This is a genomic window from Algoriphagus sp. PAP.12 (assembly GCF_026652115.1).
In the GTDB taxonomy this organism is placed as follows: domain Bacteria; phylum Bacteroidota; class Bacteroidia; order Cytophagales; family Cyclobacteriaceae; genus Algoriphagus.
In genome coordinates this window covers 460,232-478,164 of sequence record NZ_JAPPSQ010000001.1, presented here as the reverse complement: position 1 = coordinate 478,164, position 17,933 = coordinate 460,232, and the positions used below count along the sequence as shown (strand labels likewise).

At 41.0% G+C, this 17,933-nt stretch carries 14 protein-coding genes; 6 read left to right on the top strand and 8 right to left on the bottom strand.

Annotated elements, in window-relative coordinates; all coding sequences use genetic code 11:
- Window positions 1–73 precede the first annotated feature (73 nt).
- On the bottom strand, window positions 74–1,078 hold the full coding sequence (locus O0V13_RS02015; protein ID WP_268033321.1) for a radical SAM/SPASM domain-containing protein: 1,005 nt from the start codon (window positions 1,076–1,078) through the stop codon (window positions 74–76).
- 101 nt (window positions 1,079–1,179) lie between these two features.
- On the opposite strand from O0V13_RS02015, the gene gldB reads away from it, so the two are divergent.
- A complete protein-coding gene (gene gldB, locus O0V13_RS02010; protein WP_268033320.1) occupies window positions 1,180–2,187 on the top strand; it encodes a gliding motility lipoprotein GldB in 1,008 nt (335 codons plus the stop codon).
- On the opposite strand, the gene O0V13_RS02005 is transcribed toward gldB, so the two are convergent.
- From O0V13_RS02005 to nth, 3 genes are read right to left on the bottom strand one after another with little or no spacing between them, the layout of a single operon-like run.
- A complete protein-coding gene (locus O0V13_RS02005) occupies window positions 2,150–3,373 on the bottom strand; it encodes a glycosyltransferase family 4 protein (RefSeq protein WP_268033319.1) in 1,224 nt (407 codons plus the stop codon). The two genes, gldB and O0V13_RS02005, sit on opposite strands and share 38 nt — an antisense overlap.
- The gene (asnB, locus tag O0V13_RS02000) at window positions 3,370–5,145 is read right to left on the bottom strand and encodes an asparagine synthase (glutamine-hydrolyzing) (RefSeq protein WP_268033318.1); all 1,776 of its coding nucleotides are present in this window, start codon (window positions 5,143–5,145) and stop codon (window positions 3,370–3,372) included. Before asnB ends, O0V13_RS02005 begins: the two co-directional genes overlap by 4 nt.
- Window positions 5,145–5,810: an endonuclease III gene (nth, locus tag O0V13_RS01995; protein WP_073571433.1), complete on the bottom strand. Its 666-nt coding sequence runs from the start codon at window positions 5,808–5,810 to the stop codon at window positions 5,145–5,147. Before nth ends, asnB begins: the two co-directional genes overlap by 1 nt.
- A gap of 154 nt (window positions 5,811–5,964) precedes the next feature.
- On the opposite strand from nth, the gene O0V13_RS01990 reads away from it, so the two are divergent.
- The 4 genes from O0V13_RS01990 (at window position 5,965) to O0V13_RS01975 (ending at window position 11,318) form a co-directional block, all read left to right on the top strand.
- Window positions 5,965–7,050, top strand: coding sequence for a DmpA family aminopeptidase (locus tag O0V13_RS01990; protein WP_268033317.1), 1,086 nt, complete (start codon window positions 5,965–5,967; stop codon window positions 7,048–7,050).
- Between the two features lie 209 nt (window positions 7,051–7,259).
- The gene (locus O0V13_RS01985; RefSeq protein WP_268033316.1) at window positions 7,260–9,053 is read left to right on the top strand and encodes a patatin-like phospholipase family protein; all 1,794 of its coding nucleotides are present in this window, start codon (window positions 7,260–7,262) and stop codon (window positions 9,051–9,053) included.
- 66 nt (window positions 9,054–9,119) lie between these two features.
- The gene (locus O0V13_RS01980) at window positions 9,120–10,628 is read left to right on the top strand and encodes an amidase family protein (RefSeq protein WP_268033315.1); all 1,509 of its coding nucleotides are present in this window, start codon (window positions 9,120–9,122) and stop codon (window positions 10,626–10,628) included.
- A 24-nt stretch (window positions 10,629–10,652) separates the two neighbouring features.
- Complete coding sequence (locus O0V13_RS01975; protein ID WP_073571429.1) at window positions 10,653–11,318, top strand: heme exporter protein CcmB; 666 nt, start codon at window positions 10,653–10,655, stop codon at window positions 11,316–11,318.
- A gap of 17 nt (window positions 11,319–11,335) precedes the next feature.
- Here O0V13_RS01975 and O0V13_RS01970 read toward each other — a convergent pair whose 3' ends face one another.
- From O0V13_RS01970 to O0V13_RS01955, 4 genes are all read right to left on the bottom strand, one after another.
- Complete coding sequence (locus tag O0V13_RS01970) at window positions 11,336–11,884, bottom strand: GNAT family N-acetyltransferase (protein ID WP_268033314.1); 549 nt, start codon at window positions 11,882–11,884, stop codon at window positions 11,336–11,338.
- 24 nt (window positions 11,885–11,908) lie between these two features.
- Complete coding sequence (locus O0V13_RS01965) at window positions 11,909–12,802, bottom strand: NAD-dependent epimerase/dehydratase family protein (protein WP_268033313.1); 894 nt, start codon at window positions 12,800–12,802, stop codon at window positions 11,909–11,911.
- A gap of 49 nt (window positions 12,803–12,851) precedes the next feature.
- The gene (locus tag O0V13_RS01960) at window positions 12,852–15,932 is read right to left on the bottom strand and encodes a VPS10 domain-containing protein (RefSeq protein ID WP_268033312.1); all 3,081 of its coding nucleotides are present in this window, start codon (window positions 15,930–15,932) and stop codon (window positions 12,852–12,854) included.
- A gap of 136 nt (window positions 15,933–16,068) precedes the next feature.
- Complete coding sequence (locus O0V13_RS01955; protein WP_268033311.1) at window positions 16,069–16,485, bottom strand: cupin domain-containing protein; 417 nt, start codon at window positions 16,483–16,485, stop codon at window positions 16,069–16,071.
- Window positions 16,486–16,583: 98 nt separating this feature from the next.
- Between O0V13_RS01955 and clcA the strand changes: the two genes are divergently transcribed.
- Window positions 16,584–17,927, top strand: coding sequence for a H(+)/Cl(-) exchange transporter ClcA (gene clcA / locus O0V13_RS01950; RefSeq protein WP_268033310.1), 1,344 nt, complete (start codon window positions 16,584–16,586; stop codon window positions 17,925–17,927).
- Window positions 17,928–17,933 lie beyond the last annotated feature (6 nt).

The following is a 17,933-nucleotide window of genomic DNA, read 5'->3' as shown; positions in this document are numbered from 1 at the left end:
TAAAAATCCGTGAATTTCTCTTCCAAACCAAAAATAGTTCCAAAAAGGATTGATTTGGGACCAGTAGCGGCGGCTATTCCGTACAGTTTTTACAAATATCGATTTGATCTCGGCCTTGAAGCAATTGACTTCGAAACTGTTGATATTTATTGGATTTCCAGATGGAATCAAGACTTTCCTTTTCAAAACTCCCCATGACATGTTTGGCATCTTTGTCAAAGCAACATGGAACGACTTTTCCATCCCAGGTTACGACTGCACCTTGCCACATTCTCCAGCACTTATTTTCGATTTCCTTTTTCAGCTTCCATTTTCCTTTTCCATCTGGGATATATCGGGAATACTTCAAATCTGACGGGATCAATTCAGAACCATTTTCAAACCCATAAATTTGGGTGGTTTTGAGTTGCAATTCGTCCACTCCAATCTCATCAGCCCAAGATTTGAGAGAAGGAATTTGATGTTCATTTTGTCCTGTTACCAAGAATTGAAGGACTATTCTTGGATATGATTTCTTAGCATTCTTTCGCTTTCTAACTAAAAGAGAAATCCCCTCCTGTACTTTTTTCAAGTTTCCTCCAATCCGGTATTTTTCATAAACCTCTTGTGAAATCCCATCCATAGAGACGATCAATTGCTTCAATCCGCTCTCGAGAATTTCTTCTACTCGGTTTTCTGTTAAATAATGTGCATTGGTAGAGGTGGAGGTGAAAATCCCATTTTTGGAAGCTAGAGAAACCAGTTTCGAAAAGTTGGGATGAAGAAAAGGCTCTCCCTGAAAATATAAATGTAACCAGGTTAGATGCTTTTTGGATTGCTGGATCACTTTTTCAAAAAGTACTTCATCCAGCATGCCAGTAGGTCTTGAAAACGCCCTCAAGCCAGAGGGACATTCTGGACACCGAAGATTGCAGGAAGTAGTTGGTTCGATGCTTAAGGTGGTCGGTTTTCCCCAAAGAATCGGTTTGTTCACAACTCTGCTGAGTTGAAAAGAAAGGCTAAGCAAAGCCAAATTAGTCAACTTTTGAATGTTGAGATGTTGGATGTAAGATATGGCCGTTTGAAAAGAGTTGTTCACATCAGAAAGTTAAGCCAAACTTGCTAGAATACTCAATTGATGAGTTTTGCGTTTTCTAAGATTCACATTGAAATCATTACTTTTGAGCAAAATAATCACCTATGAAGTATTCAAATCTATTTTGGTTTGCCGGCATTTGTCTTCTGATTTTCTCCTGCGGAAAAAAGGAGGAGGAGAATTGTGAGTTGGATTCGGAGATCCTAAATCAGGAATTGGATTTGGAAATCGTCCGTTTGGAAAGAGAGTTTTTTGACGCCAATAGCCAGGAGGATTATTTATTTTTGATTGAAAAGTATCCAGAATTTACTGAGACTTATTTGCGCCCAGATTTATATCCTTCATTGGATACATTGACTGCTGAGTTGTTGATGATCCATCAGGATTCTTCGATGAGAACATTAAATGACTCGGTACAATTGGTGTTCAATGATTTCTCTGATATTGAAAATGAGCTTGAAACTGCTTTCAAAGCCATCAAATATTATTTTCCAGAATTCCAGGTTCCCAAAGTTTACACCTTTGTTTCTGGTTTCAATTCAGATTTGGTAGTCACAGAAGAAGTGATTGTGATCGGTTTGGATTATTTTCTCCCTCCTACCCATGAGTTTCAGCCTGAGCTAGCCAGATATATGGCTGAGAGATATGACAGACCTTATATCGTACCGATGATTGTGACGGCGATTTCATCACAATTCAATAATACCAATCCTCAGGATAATACGCTCTTGGCGGAAATGATCTATTACGGGAAAGCCTATCATTTTACAAAAGCCATTCTTCCCTGTACTTCTGATCAATTTATCATTGGCTATACCCCAGAGGAGATCGCAGATAGCTATGCAAATGAGGAGTATATCTGGTCACATTTTGTTCAAAATGAATTGCTTTATGAAACAAATCCATTTGAAATCAGAAAGTACATGGGAGAAGCACCGTTTACCGATGCCATCAGCACCAAAGCCCCGGGAAGGTTGGGCAGATGGTTAGGGTGGAATATTGTGGATGATTATGTAATGAATCAGGACGTCACCTTGCAGATGCTAATGATGAATCCAGATGCAGAGATGATTTTCAGGCAGTCAGGATATAGACCTCGTCCCCCTGCGTAGGAGGAGTTTTGCTTGGGTCAATGATTGAGGCAAGCTTTTCTACAGCAATCTCTTTTGTAAAATAACGCTCAGCCAATTGCCTGGAATTTTGTTGAAATCGAGCCAGTTTTTCAGGATTTGATTCCAATTTCTCCAGTTTCTTGAAGCAGTTTCCCATTTTGCCAGGAAGGCAAGAAATTCCCAAATCATTTTTCTTCACCAACTGATGTACCCAGCCTTTGTGGTTGACGATAATTGCTTTGCCAGCTGCCAAAGCATCAAAGAATTTATTGGGACTATTGGTTTTCAGTACTGGTAGGTGAGCAAATGAAATCCAGGCAAAATCTGCCAAACCCAAAATTTGATTGACTTCCTCTTTTGGTCCAAAAGGCACAAAAACCAGATTTTTTAAGCCCAGTCTATTACTTTTTTCCTCTAAAGATTGCTTTTCACTTCCTTCACCCATAATGAGAAACTGCCAGTTTTTCTTCTGTTGCTGAGCCATATTAGCCAGATCAATTAATTCATCCACGGCATTTACCTTTCCCAAAGCTCCGGCATAGGCAATCGTCAAACCCTTGCTTAAACTCAGTTTTTCTCGGAGCTTTTCATTTTTGTTTTGTGGATAAAATTGCTCCAAATCTGAAAAGTTGGGGATGATGGAAATTTTTAGGTTAGGAACTTTGGTTCGGATATAGGAAGCTATTCCCGGGGAGAGAGCCACTACACTCAATGCCTGTTGATAAATCCTTTTTTCTAAACCGTATAGGTAATTTTTCAGGAATTTTTGGCGAATAGCTCCCACTTGAATCGGAGCTTCAGGCCAAAGATCTCGTACTTCAAAAATATAAGGAAGGGCGAATTTCTTTTTGGCCCATAGTCCAATCCAACCCGTAGTCAAAGGAGTGGAGGTAATGTACAATAAATCCGGCCTTGGGAGTTTTTGAATAAGCTTTTTGGTTTGTTTGACAAAGGAATAAAAGGCTTGGATTCTTTTCAAAAAACCAAATTCCTGGTTATAGGAAACAGGTAAGTAGTGGACTTTAAAACCCTCAATCCATTTTTGATCATAACCTTTCTGGTTGCCGGCAGTGATGATTTCCACTTCGATTCCATTTTTTACTAAGCCTTTGGCGAGATGAAATGACCTTACGGCTCCTCCTTCCTCAGGTGTTTTGAAATATTGATGGATGTAATAGACTTTCATAGCTTGTTCAACTTGAGCCATTCTGCCAGCAAAAACAGATTGTATAAAGTTAAGAAATGCGTTTTGACATGCTTTCGAGGATTTTCCAAAAGTTGTAGGGCTGGTTTTGGTAGGTTGGATTTGTAGTCATTTTTATAGGACTCCAGTGAAGCAAAAACTCGATTTGTAAACTCACCTTCTTCTGAAAACCATTCCAAAAGAGGTAGGCCAAATCCCAATTTTTTACGCTGACTAATCCATTCCAAGTCTAGATCTGTGAGAATTTCCCGGATCCATTTTTTGCCTTTGAGGTCTTCTTCATCTGTGATTTGATGCCAAAAATTCAAAAGATCCTCATCCAGATAAGGAGACCTCCCTTCCAAGCCATGTGCCATTAAGGCATTGTCCTGAATTTTTAATATATCCTGAACCAAAAAGACCCTTCGGTCAAAATCCAGAATCTGTTTATACGGACTTAATTTTTGATCAAAAACCCGCTCATAATCAGAGAAGATATCATGATCTATACGCTCTAATGCAGTAAAGTTCAGAAATGTCTTTTTGGAATCTGGTTCTATACCTTCCAAAAATTTCTTCCAGTTTCTTCCCAAAGGAAGCATACCCAAAAAGGGTTTCAATGGTAGAAATAAGCCTTTATTTTCCTGATATTTAAGAAAAGCCTGATGTCGATTATAACCTCCCCACAATTCATCAGCTCCAGCCCCTGAGATCAAAACCTTTACTGATTTCTTGGCTTCTTTTCCTATCAACCAAGTCAAAAAGCTCGCAGAGTCTCCAACCGGTAGATCCAGCTGCTGAAGGTACTCATCCCAGTTTTCCCAAAAGATTTTTTGGCTGACCTGAATCGCGTTTTTTTCCAGAGGGATGCTTTTAGCCAGCTTTGATACAGCTTGCGCATCATCATACTTTTTGGAATATTTTGTCTCGTGTTCGATGGTAAAAGTTGGAAGGGAAACCCCTGTTTCCTTATACCAAAGCGAATACAGCAAAGAACTGTCAGCACCACCACTCAAAAGCATTCCAACTGGCATGTCAGCATGAAATTGTCGCTTAATTGATTGAAGTAAAAGCTCTTTGAAACGGTCTTTCGTAAATAAGGACTCCTCTTTCTTGATTTCTGGGATATTATCCCATCGGAATGCAGAATGTTGGCGAATCAATGAAAACCGTGCTGCTTTCCATTCCTTGACCCCTTTGTAGAATGTCTTGCCAGGAAGTGCGGTACGCATGAAGTAATAATTGTCAAATTGGCCCTCATCCAGTTTGGAATCCAATAATTTCCCTAAACCTTTGGACTCAGAGGAAATCGTCAACGTAGTTGGATCTTGATGGTAATAGAGGGGTTTTTCTCCATTTTTATCTCTGGCAACCAAGACATTTTGAGAGGCCAAATCCACAAAAATCAAAGAGAACATTCCTTTGACGCTTTCAAGACCTTTGGCCCCAAAAATCTTTAGCCAATGCAAAAGAACTTCTGTGTCAGACTGGGTGATAAATTCGATCCCCATCTTTTCAAGGATGTTTCTCAGGTTTCGGTAGTTGTAAACCTCCCCATTCCAAATGAGAAAACTGTTTCCGTCTGGGGCAAAAAATGGCTGGTCTGCATCTGGACCAGGGTGAAGGATTTTAAGTCGGTTGACACCGATCCACAAGCTAGGCCAAGGGCTGAAAAAAGCCTTTTGATCAGGTCCTCGATGAGTAGAATGATTGACAAGAAACTCTATTGATTCCTGATTGGCTCCTTTACCCCAAATCAAATAGATTCCACACATTACTTTTCTTCTCGGGTTACTTTGCCAAAGTTCTTTTCAAAATACTTACAGAAATGAGTGATTCCACATTCCTCACATTTAGGTTTTCTCGCTAAGCAAGTATATCGACCATGAAGAATCAACCAATGATGCGCTTTGTGGATGTATTCTTTGGGAATATGTTTGATCAATTGCTTTTCTACTTCCAAGGGAGTTTTGGCTGTTTGAGGGACCAAGCCCAATCGTTTGGAAACCCGAAATACATGCGTGTCAACTGCCATATTTGGTTGTTGCCAAACCACAGAGGTGATCACATTGGCGGTTTTCCTTCCAACACCCGGAAGCTTTACCAATTCAGCCACAGTCTCGGGAATTTCACTATTGAAGTCTTCTACCAACATTTTTCCCAAACCAATCAAGTGTTTGGTTTTATTATTTGGGTAAGAAACAGTCTTGATATATGGAAATAGCTCATCAAAATGGGTTGCTGCCAAATGCGCGGGTGTCGGAAAATCCTTAAAAAGTGCTGGTGTTACAAGATTTATCCTCTTGTCCGTGCATTGAGCTGAAAGTACAACAGCCACTAAAAGCTGAAATGGAGTTTCGTAGTCTAGCTCCGTCTCTGCCACAGGCATATTTTCAGAAAAGTATTGGATGAAAGCTTCGTATCGCTCTTTTTTAAGCATGAAATGAAATTCTTGGATGGAGGGGTTAAGATAGGTATTATTGAAAAAAATTGTCCGCTAAAGCGGATTGAATTGTTGGAAAATTAGCCACCTCACTCCCAAAGGCATGAAATACCTGAACCAATCTATTCTTTTACTTTTATCCTTAATTCTGATGAATTCGAACTCATTTGCTCAAAAAAGACCTAGAGAATTGGGAGTTCCTTTTGGCATATTGCCTACAGGTTCCTGGAATTCAATCACAGATGTTCCAGGTGTCAAAGTGGGGCATTTTACCAAAATCGAAGGGGAATCTATCCGAACCGGAGTGACAGCGATTTTACCTCATGGTGGGAATATTTTCCAAGAGAAAGTTCCTGCAGCAATTTTTGTGGGAAATGGTTTTGGTAAGCTTGCAGGTGTCACTCAAGTACAAGAGTTGGGGAATATTGAAAGCCCGATCATTTTGACAAATACACTTTCAGTAGCAGCTGGTATCGAAGGAGCAGTCAAGTATTCTTTGGCTCTTCCTGGAAATGAAAATGTCGGTTCTGTCAATGCAGTTGTTGGAGAAACCAATGATGGATTTCTCAATGATATTCGAGGAATGCACATCAGTCCTGAAGAAGTAATTCAAACCATCGAATCCGCGGAATCAGCTCCCCTAGAAGAAGGAAATGTAGGTGCTGGTACGGGTACAATATGCTTTGGTTGGAAAGGAGGGATTGGATCTTCTTCTCGAAAACTTCCAGAAAGCTTAGGCGGATATACAGTTGGTGTTTTGGTTCAGACCAATTTTGGAGGAAACCTTCAAATTGCAGGAGTACCTGTCGGTGAAAAATTGGGAAAATATCCCTTCAAAGATGCTTTGGAAAAAGCCGACGGTAGTTGCATGATTGTAATTGCTACAGATGCACCAGTTTTGGAAAGAAATTTGGAAAGAATGGCCCAAAGAGCTATGATGGGCTTAGGGAAAACAGGAGGAATCGCTTCCAATGGATCAGGAGATTATGTGATCGCGTTTTCTACAGCCGAGGGTTTGAGGATTTCCTATTCTGCCAAATCCGGGGCAATTGAAGAAGCCAGCTTCCTGAGAAATGACGATATGAGTTCATTGTTTCTTGCAGTGATCGAAGCAACTGAAGAAGCAGTTGTCAATTCTCTATTTGCTGCCGAAACGATGACAGGAAAAGAAGGAAGAGTAATTGAGGCTTTACCTAAAGGGAAGGTGTTGAGTTGGATAAAAAGCAAAAATCCCTGAGATTTTTTGTCATTTTCCTCAAAATTGAAGCCCAGGTAGGGCTTTTTTTTGTTATTGTTTGAAAATCAGCAATTTTTCACCAGATTGTAAGAAAACTTTAGTAGCTGTACAAAATTAATACTGAAGGGAGAATTGGATCTTTTTCAAAACCCCATATCTGGTTCTCGATCTTCACATTATTCAAAAAAACTCAAATAGACCCAGAGTTTATGCAGGATTTTAATGCACATTACCATCGCCTATTCCACAAACTTTTTGGAGGCATGGACGATCAATTATTGGATCAGATTTTAAAAATTGGAACCAAAAAAGAAATCAATACAGGAGAATACCTCTTCCATCAAGGGGAATCCGAGAATGTTCTTTATCTGGTTTTATCAGGAAGACTTCGTGCCATCAAAGAGGATAAAAATGGAACCAGAATCCTAGGTGATATTGGAGAAGGCGAGCCAGTAGGCGAATTTGCTCTTTTCACAGGGGAGCCGAGGATGGCTTCTGTATTGGCCATCCGAAAATCCGTGGTTTTAGAATTTGACCAAGAAGAGTACCTTTCTCTTGTTGCCAAATATCCAACGTTTGCCAGTTCCCTGACTGGCTTTGTGATCAACAGATTGAGAAGAAATACCTTCCAACAGAATAAATCCACTCCTCCTAAAAATATTGCCTTGGTGAATCTGAGGGCAGATTTTGACCTAACTCCATGGACTGTGGATATGGAAAAATACTTTCAAGGTAACCGCGTTCCTGTCCAGGTTTATGACTATGAATCACAATTGGAGCATGCGGATCAGGCATTTTTTGATTCTTTGGAGCAGCACGAAGGCATTAATATTTTGGTATGTAGTGAAGCAGAGCCAGAATGGTCCCATCAATGCATGGTTTATGCTGATTTGGTCATTTTGGCTGTTGGATTCGATCAAGACCCTGGATTGTATTCGATTGAAAAGGAATTAGATCTTTATTCCCAGAGTATTCTCAATAAGAAAATTTACCTCCTACTACTTCATGAGGAGAATGCCTCTACCCCAAAAAATACCCGTCAATGGCTAGAAGACCGACAGGTCAATCTACACCTTCATGTTAGGAAAAAGAATATGAGAGACATCCGACGGTTTTGTAGGATCATTACTAACAATGCCACTGGATTGGTTTTGGGAGGTGGAGGAGCCAAAGGCTATGCCCATCTAGGTGTGGTGAAAGCTTTGGAAGAAAGAGGAATTGAGATTGATTTCTTAGGAGGAACCAGTGCTGGAGCGATTTATGGGATTTCGATGAGCTTTGCTGATTTTGATCCTCAAAGGATTGTGGAGGCGACCGAAATCGCTGTAAAATCAAAGCTTACCTCCAATGATATGACCTTCCCAATGGTCTCGATTCTTTCAGGGAAAAAGATCAAAAAATTTGCAAAGGACATGTATTCAGACCATCATTTGGAAGATATCTGGGTTAATTCTTATTGCGTTTCAACCAATTTCTCCCGAGCATCTGCCAAGATCCATGAGAGTGGATTGATCTGGAAACAAGTGATGGCAAGTATCGCAATACCGGGAGTTTTTCCTCCGGTGGTGATTGAAAACTATTTGCATGTCGATGGCTCAGTAATGGATAATTTGCCAATCGAACCTATGTATCGGTTCCCTGTTACCAGGATATTCGCAGTTTCTCTAGGAGGCTTGCCAGATCGTCAAGTCAATTACGAAGAGACCCCTACCGGTTGGTCTCTATTCTGGGATAAGATGCTGAAGAAAAAGAGATTTAAAATTCCGAGTTTAGGTTCAATTATTATTAATTCTTTGACGCTTAATAGCCTTCAAAAAGAAGAAGTTACTAAATCCAAAGTGTCTCATTATTTCGAGCTGAATCTAAAAGGAATTGGTTTTATGGATGATAAGAGATGGAAGGAAATCTTGGATAAAGGCTATGAGCAGACGAATCTTTACCTGGACAGTCTTCCTCCTGAGGAGCATTTTTGGAAGCAAAATACCAATGAAGAGTTGGTCTGATCGAACTTTTCCTTAAGACCACAAAATATAATTTCTTGAATACGAGGAAACTTGCTAATTTCCTTCATGAAGTTCAATGCCTATTTTTCCCTACTTATATTTCTTTTCGTCTCATGTCAAAAGAAAAAGGATCCTATCGTTCTTGAAGAGTTGACGATTGAGTCCATACACGAAGCCTATCAATCCGGAAAGTTTAATGCCGAGGATTTGGTGCAGGCCTATCTGGATCGAATAGCTTTGGAAGATTCTGCGATTAATGCCATTTCTGAGACGAATTCCAAAGCACTTGAGGATGCAAAAGCAATGGACTTGGAATTAAAAGAGACCGGGAAATTAAGACCGCTTCATGGAATTCCTGTCATCGTCAAAGACAATATCAATACAATAGGGATGCCCACTACCGCAGGTTCATTGGCATTGGCAGATTTCTATCCAGAGTCGGATGCTTTTATTATCCAAAAACTGAAAGAAGCCGGAGCAATTGTGATAGCTAAATCCAATATGGCAGAATGGGCTTTTAGCCCGATGCACTCCGAAAGCTCAACCAAAGGAACAACTCATAATTCCTATAATCTCGATCATGTGCCCGCTGGATCCAGTGGTGGAACAGGTGCGGCTGTCGCGGATAATTTTGGAACTGTTGGTTTGGGAACTGATACCGGAAATTCTATTCGCGGACCCTCTTCACACAATTCCTTGGTCGGATTTAGGACGACTTTGGGCCTGATTAGTAGAGAAGGTATTGTGCCCTTGTACTTGAGAAACGATGTCGTCGGGCCGATGTGTAGAACTGTGGAGGATGCAGCCCGGATGCTTGATGTGATTGCTGGCTATGATACCAAAGATCCGATTACTCAACATTCAGAAGGAAAAATCCCTGAAACATATACTGGCTTTTTAAAGGAAAATGGGCTTGAAAATGCCAGAATCGGTGTTTTTAGAACCTTGAGTGAAAACGATCCAAACCCAGAAATTACAGCTTTGTTTGATCAGGCTTTGGTTGATATGGCAACTCTCGGAGCTGAAATAGTGGATTATGTGGAGGTCCCAGGATTCCAAGAATTGAGACAAAATCAGTGGTGTCCGGATTTCAGAAAGGATTTGGAAGATTTTCTCCAAACCTATGTTAAGAGAGATACAGTTTCTACTTTGGAAGATGTAATTCGGATTGGCACCCATTCTGAATTTGCAAAATCCCGATTGGAATATGCTGCTGAGGCGGCTTATCCAGAAGACAGACCTTGTGGGGATCCATTTACCGATCCGAATCGAATTGCTTTCAGAGAGGCGATTGAAAATGTTATGGATTCCTTGAATTTGGATGCTTTGGTCTATCCGAGTTGGAATCATCCAGCTGCTAGAATCGATCATTTCCAGGAAGAATACAAGGGAGATAATTCCCAAATCATCGCCCCACACACCGGCCAGCCAGCCTTCACTGTTCCGATGGGTTTTGTTAGTGGGAATTTGCCAGCCGGTTTGCAGTTTTTGGGTAGAATGTTTGATGAAGGTAAGTTGATCGAATTGACTTATGCCTTTGAGCAAGGTACCCATCATAGAAAAACTCCGAATTAACATTTCATCCCCTATCTTTGGGCTATGCTAAAGGAAATTTCCGTTTTGATCCGAAAAGAAATCACCCTGGAGTGGAGGCAAAAGTATGCTCTGAATGGGATATTGCTCTATGTGGTTTCGGCAGTTTTCATCACTTATTTGAGTGTGGGAGCCAAAATGGGGAATCTTTCCGGTCCAACATGGAACGCTTTGTACTGGATCATTATCCTTTTTTCGGCTGTCAATGCAGTGGCAAAAAGCTTTGTGCAGGAACATCAGGGTAGACAATTGTATTATTATATGATTGCTTCGCCAGAGGCAATTATCCTCTCCAAAATTATCTACAACACCGGATTAACCTTGATTTTGGCTTTGTTGGGTTACGGGGTTTTTTCTGTGATTTTGGGAAACCCGATTCAGGATCAAGGCTTATTTTTATTGAATTTGATTTTGGGGGCAATGGGATTTTCGGCCAGCTTAACCATGGTTTCAGGGATTGCTTCCAAAGCAGGGAATAATGCCACTTTGATGGCTATTTTGAGTTTTCCAGTGATCATCCCGATTTTGCTAATGGCCATCCGAATTTCAAAGAATGCGATGGATGGTCTGGATTGGTCAGTGAGTGCTGATAAGGTTTTGAGCCTTTTGGCAATTAATGCCATCGTAGCTGCTGCTGGCTATATTTTGTTTCCTTATTTGTGGAAAAGCTAAAGGGTAGTCCTGAAATCTCAATTCGAATTAAAATCCTCCTCCAAAATTGCAAAGGAGTAATTATCGGTCCATCCGGTTTTGAGAGGTAAAACTTTTCTTTTTCTACCTTCCCGAGTCATTCCCACTTTTTCCAGAACACGGATACTTCCCATATTTTCGACAGCACATCCTGCTTCAATTCGATGCAATTCCAAAGTATTGAATCCAAACTCAAGAATCCTTTTCAATGCTTCCGTTGCATATCCTTGTTTCCAAAAGTCAGGAAGAAGTTTGTACCAAACCTCAGCGTTCTTGAATTTTTCACTACCCAAATTAATTGCTATCAATCCGATGAAATTCTTGGTCTTTTTTGATTCGATTTTAAATACAAAGTTTCGATTGAGCCCATTGGTATTTTTCTCCACCCAATCCTGAATAATCGATTTTGTTTTTTCTTGGCTTTCAGGTATTCCCAGCGTGTTGAATTGATCCGTTTCAGGAAGGGAATGAAGTGCATGGATTTTTTCCAAATCCAACATAGTAATTGGACTAATAACTAATCTGTCACTTTGAAATTGAGTAATCATATTCCTTCCTCAACTATTATCATTTCATTCCCAATCCAGGTATTTCCTCCAGTTATGCTGCTCCTTAAAGCCCAAAACTTCTCTGATTTTTTTATTGGAAAATAAAGCTTCATGTTCTTCCAATTCACGGGTGATAGGTACACCTGGGAAAAACCGTTCGGCCAATTCCTTGCTTGGGATAACCGCGCCGTTATGATCATTTCCTGCATTAAAAACCTGAAAACCCAAGCCATCCTTCTGAATACAGAGATCAACGATCTGTCCCAGGTCTCTCGCATCGATATAGCAGAAAGCATTTCTCCTCCGCACTTCCGGGTGCTTGAAATAATGGGGAAATAGCTCCTTGTATTCGTGTGGTTCGATCACATTGCCAATCCGCAGGGCATAAATATCATAGCCGGATCTTCTCTGAAATGTCCGGGCAGTTTTTTCATTGACGACTTTGGAAAGACCATAGCTATCCATCGGGTCTACATCATAATCCTCCTCCAAAGGAAGGGAATGGGGATCAGTCTCTCCATCCGAAAAACATACACCATAAGTTGTTTCTGAGGATGCAATGATGATTTTCTTGATTCCCAATTTCACTGCTGCCTCAATCACATTGTAAGTCCCAATGGCATTTACTCGGAAGGTTTCATTGTCAGGATTAATCAGGATTCGGGGAACAGCTGCAAAATGAACGACTGCATCAAATTTTGGAACTCCATTTCCAGGTTCGAGTTCGCCCAAATTGGTATAAGAACTCATCGCATTGAACATTTGACCGGAATCGGTAATGTCAGCAATGAGATTATCCACTCCTGGATAATCAAGTGGTTTCAGATCCACATTCATGACCTGATGTCCTTGGTCTAAAAGGTAAGGAATCACATGTTTTCCAGCTTTTCCTGAGCCTCCTGTAAAGAATATTCGCATTTTGGATTTATGTTTTGAAGCTCCCCGAATTAAATCGGGGAGCTAGTTTTTACTTTGCTATCAGCAACCAGTTTTCCTTTTTCAATCCTTTATTGATTTTTGGAACAGTGCTTTTGATCACTTGGTCCCTTTCTGCTTTTAGTTTGTCTTTCATAGAAAGATAATAAGCGTATTGTTCTTTTTGGTCATTAGTCCAAGGGCCGATATAATTTCCTATTTCAGAATACAGGGATCTTACTCGACTGCTTAACTCTCCATATTTTTGCATGAAATCAAGTAATGGAGCGGCTGTAGTCTTATCAATGGACACTTCTTTTTCTTTTAATTTTTCTATTTGCTCTTCCAGCTTGATAAGATCGGCTCGATCAGCCTCGATTTCTTTAGATAGAGCCAATACCTGCATTTGGGATTCAGTCCATTCTTTTCTCACATCGATGGCCACATCCAATCTTGGATCATCGCTTACTCTAAACTTTTGTTCAAATTCTTCTCCATTGACATTCAGTTTGGCGGTATAAAGTCCAGGATTGACATAAGGAACGCTCATTCTTGACCTTCCACTTCCAGCTTGATCATTCTGATATCGTAGATCCCACATGACTCGATGAAGTCCTGCTTTATTCTTGGCTTTTACTTCGGAAACAGAGTTTCCTTGGCTGTCATAAATCTTCAAACTGATCGCATCTGCTGACACAGAATCTTTCAAATAATAATCTAGAGCTGCTCCGAAATCTGGATTTTCGCCTCGGTAATACATATCTCCAGTATGGGCTCCATCTCTGGTATAATTGATGATCTGAGCTTCCGAAATGGAAAAAAGAGCGGCTGAGTTTTTCAGTACCTCAGGAGTCATTTCTTGCAGGGCATTCACATGATCCAAAATCCATACACCCCTTCCGTGGGAACCCAAAACTAGGTCATTATCTCTTGGATGAATCACCAAATCATTGAATGGAAGAGTCGGCATATTGCTTTTCAGCTCAGCCCAATGATTTCCCCCATCTATGCTGATGAAAAGCCCAAATTCGGTTCCTAGGTAAAGAAGATCTGGATTTTTCGGGTCCTCTCTGAGCGTTCTAGCTACTCGATTTGGAGGCAGGTCACCTTCCACAGATTTCCAAGTTTTCCCAAAATCTGTTGTTTTGTAGATGTAATTTTTGAAATCATCATTTCTGTAATTATTGATGGCAACATAGGCAGTTCCGGCCTTGTGTTTGGATGGCTCGAAGGTATTGATCCAGGTTTCTTTAGGCAGGCCGCTCAAAGCGCTGGTCATATCATTCCAAGTTTTGCCATCATCCCAAGAAACTTGCAATAATCCATCGTCTGTCCCCACATAGAGGATTCCCGGAGTAAATAAATCCTCTGCGATGGCTGTTAATGTTGGATAGTACGGGATTCCGTCATCTAAAGAAGCCGTGTTTTCATCAGGTCTTTGGCCCATGATCAGGAGCTCTCTTCGATTCACTTTGGTTGTAAGATCTCCTAATGAGAGCCAGGTAGAACCATTGTCCGTACTTTTCCAAAGGACATTGGTTCCAGCGTAAATCGTATTGGGATCATGTTTTGACAAAAAGAAAGGACCGTCCCAGTTACCCGGAGCCATGGCATTGCCCAATTCTGGTTCGGGAATTCCCGGTCCCCAAGAATCCCAGTTTCTTCTCGCACCGATTTTTCCTTTTGGATCACCAGGTCTGATGGATTGTCTTTGTCCATTCTTCATATTTAGTCTAGACAAACCCAAATACTGAGATTCGGTAAAGACGACGTCTGGATCGTTTTGATCCACCTGATTGAGGAATCCATCTCCACCTCCCAGGCGTTTCCAGTCTTCATTGAGAATTCCATCTGCACGGTAGGTTTCACTTGGACCAACCCAGCTTCCATTGTCTTGCAATCCACCATAGACATTATATGGTTTGGCATCATCCACGGTAACTCGATAATACTGGCTGACAGGAAGATTGTTGATGAAAAGCCATTGGATGCCTCGGTCATAAGAAATCCCAATACCTCCATCATCTCCCTTGATCACGTGACGGGAATCTTTTGGATTGACCCAAAGGATACGATCATCTCCATGAAGGGACTGACGCGGAGCTGTAAATGTCCTTCCGCTATCACTGGAATAGCTGTATTGGTTCATCATGTAAATTCTGGACTCATCACTTGGATCAACCAATGGCTGAGAAGCATACATAGGTCTTGGATTCCAATCGCTCATCAATTCCCAGCTTTCTCCCTTGTCTTTGCTTCGATAGAGTCCAGCTCTTCTTTCATTATAGGCCGTGGAGGCATTGTATTGAAAGCCTTGCTCCAAGGAAATAAATACGACCTCTGGGTTTTCTCGGAAAATTGAAATTCCAATTCTTCCGTAATCTCCTTCTGGTAGGCCATTTGTTAATTCCTTCCAAGTTTTTCCTCCATCTGTAGATTTGTGAAGGCCAGAACCTGGTCCTCCTCCATGAAATCCATAAGGTTTTCTTCTTCGTTGGTAAGTAGCAGCATATAAAATATTGGGGTCAGAAGGGTCCATCGCCACGTCGACTACTCCGGTATTTTCATCTACATAGATCAATTGTTCCCAAGACTTTCCTCCGTCGGAAGTTTTATAAAGACCTCTTTCCTCATTAGGTCCCCAGAGATGTCCCATTGCTGCAACGTAAGCGACTGCTGTGTCAGTCGGATGCAAAGCAATTCTACCGATATGATGGGAGTCTTTTAGACCGATGTTTTTCCAGGTCTTGCCTTCGTCGTGAGAAACGTAAACGCCGTCTCCCCAAGAGTTACTTTGTCTATTGGCTCTTTCGCCGGTTCCTACCCAAATGATATTGGGGTACTCTTGATTTAAGGCAATAGCGCCGATAGAGTGCGTATTTTCATTTTCAAAAACAGGTTCAAAAGAAACGCCATTGTTGGTGGTTTTCCAGATCCCTCCTGTGGCGGTCGCCGCATAAAATGTATAAGGGTCCGACTCGTTAACAGCAAGGTCGACAATTCTACCGCTCATAGTCGCTGGACCAATATTTCTCAGGGGTAATCCGTCTAAAATCTCAGAGGTTAATTCCTGTCCCTGGACATGGATGGACAGTCCAATTCCAAGGAGGAATAAGGTTGATTTGAATTTCATAAAGGTGGTTTTCTGAATGAATTGGAATTTAATCAGATATAGGGAGGCTTCAATTTACTTTTTTAGGAATGGTTTTGATTTTTTGGCGATTTAGGGAAAATGGTCTTATGTAAAAAGAAGAAATTCAACGGTTCATTTAATCTTTTACCACAATCTCAGATCCTTCTGTTCCTGCATAAAAAACCACGATTTCGGCAGGGATATCCCCTTCATTTTTTCCGAAATGGACCTGATTGACCAGCTCTACGATTGGGTCTCCGGCTTTCATATGGAGCGTATCTCCTTTGGAGTCGATGACGGTCAATTCTCCCGTCAAAAGAACACCGGCATTGATGACCGGGTGATAATGTTTGGGCAATTCCGATTGAGGGGGAATGGTGACTTTGACTATGGAAATTTTGGGTTTTCCTTTGGGATATTCTGGTAGGGAGTCTCCATTCCATGATTGGAATGATTCGATCAGGAGTTCGGAACTTGGAGCTTCAAGACTGGCTTTTTCACAGCTAGAAAATGAAAAAGTGCCAATCAGCGCTAAAAGAAAAAGTTGTTTCATGGATAAAAGTTAGAAATGATTTTTGATAGAGGCATTGTTCCTCCCTATTCTTTATCCATTTTAATTACTTTGTCTTTTTGAGTTTATTAAATTCTAAAATGCCAATTTCAAGAAAAATCATTTTCAACAGACTGGAACGATTGAGAGTGGAGGATACCAAAAATGGAAAGCTTTTGTTGCTTTCACTTTTTATAGGAATCCTTTCAGGACTGCTTTCTTCAGTCTTTAGATTTTTTCTGACTTCCATCGAAAACTTTCATGAACATTGGATTCAATTGGGTCAAGAATCTGGGCTATGGTCGATATTGGGCTTGATACTAGCTACTTCGACCTCTATTTTTATTGCATTTTGGTTGGTGAGAAAATATGCCCCAGAAGCAGGAGGAAGTGGAATTCAGGAAATCGAAGGGGCATTGGATGGTGTTCGGCCTTTGAGGTGGAAAAGGGTCATTCCTGTGAAGTTTTTCGGTTCTCTATTTTCCTTGGGAAGTGGATTGTTATTGGGTCGTGAAGGCCCTACAGTGCAGTTGGGAGCAAGTGTCGGAAAGATGGTCAAGGATGTTTCCAAACATCCCGATTATGGGAATAATCCCCTGATTTCAGCAGGTGCGGCGGCAGGATTGGCAGGGGCTTTCAATGCTCCTTTGTCCGGGATTATTTTTGTGATTGAAGAAATGAATGGCCATTTCAAATTCAATTTTTACAATCTGGCAAGTATCATGATCGGAGCAGGGATTTCCGATGTGGTTGTCCGTATAATTCTTGGATCTGAAGTTTCCCTGCCTTTGGGGATTACCTCTGAATGGGAAATGACTTATTTATGGCTTTTTCCAGTTTTGGGGGTTTTTATTGGGGCGATTGGTTGGGTTTATAATCAAGTAATTTTGCTTTCTCTGGATGCATTTAAGAAATACCAAAATCATATAGTTCTCACTTCCTTGTTTTTGGGGGTTTTGGTGGTGAGTGTCACGATATTTTCACCTTATTTGTCAGGAGCTGGATACAATACCATTCATCAACTGGTTCAGAATAATTACTCGCTGACCTTTTTGCTCCTATTACTGACCGGTAGATTTATTCTTTCAATAGTCAGCTATGGAAGTGGGCTTCCAGGAGGGCTTTTTACTCCGATGTTGACACTGGGGATTATCATGGGATTGATATTTGGAGTTTTGGCAGAAATCGTTCTACCGGGAAGTGTTTCCGAAAAAGGGATTTTTGCGATAGCCGGGATGGCAGCGCTTTTTTCCTCTACGGTCAGGGCTCCATTGACAGGGTTGGTTTTGGCGGTGGAAATGACCTCCAATTATGGCTTGATTTTGCCTTTGATTTTATGTACTGCGGCAGCTTCTGTGATGACAACGATGCTAGGAAATAGACCGATTTACAGTGTGCTTTTGGAAAGGGTGCTGAATCCAGATTTATCTCAGGAGGATTCCTGAAAAGGA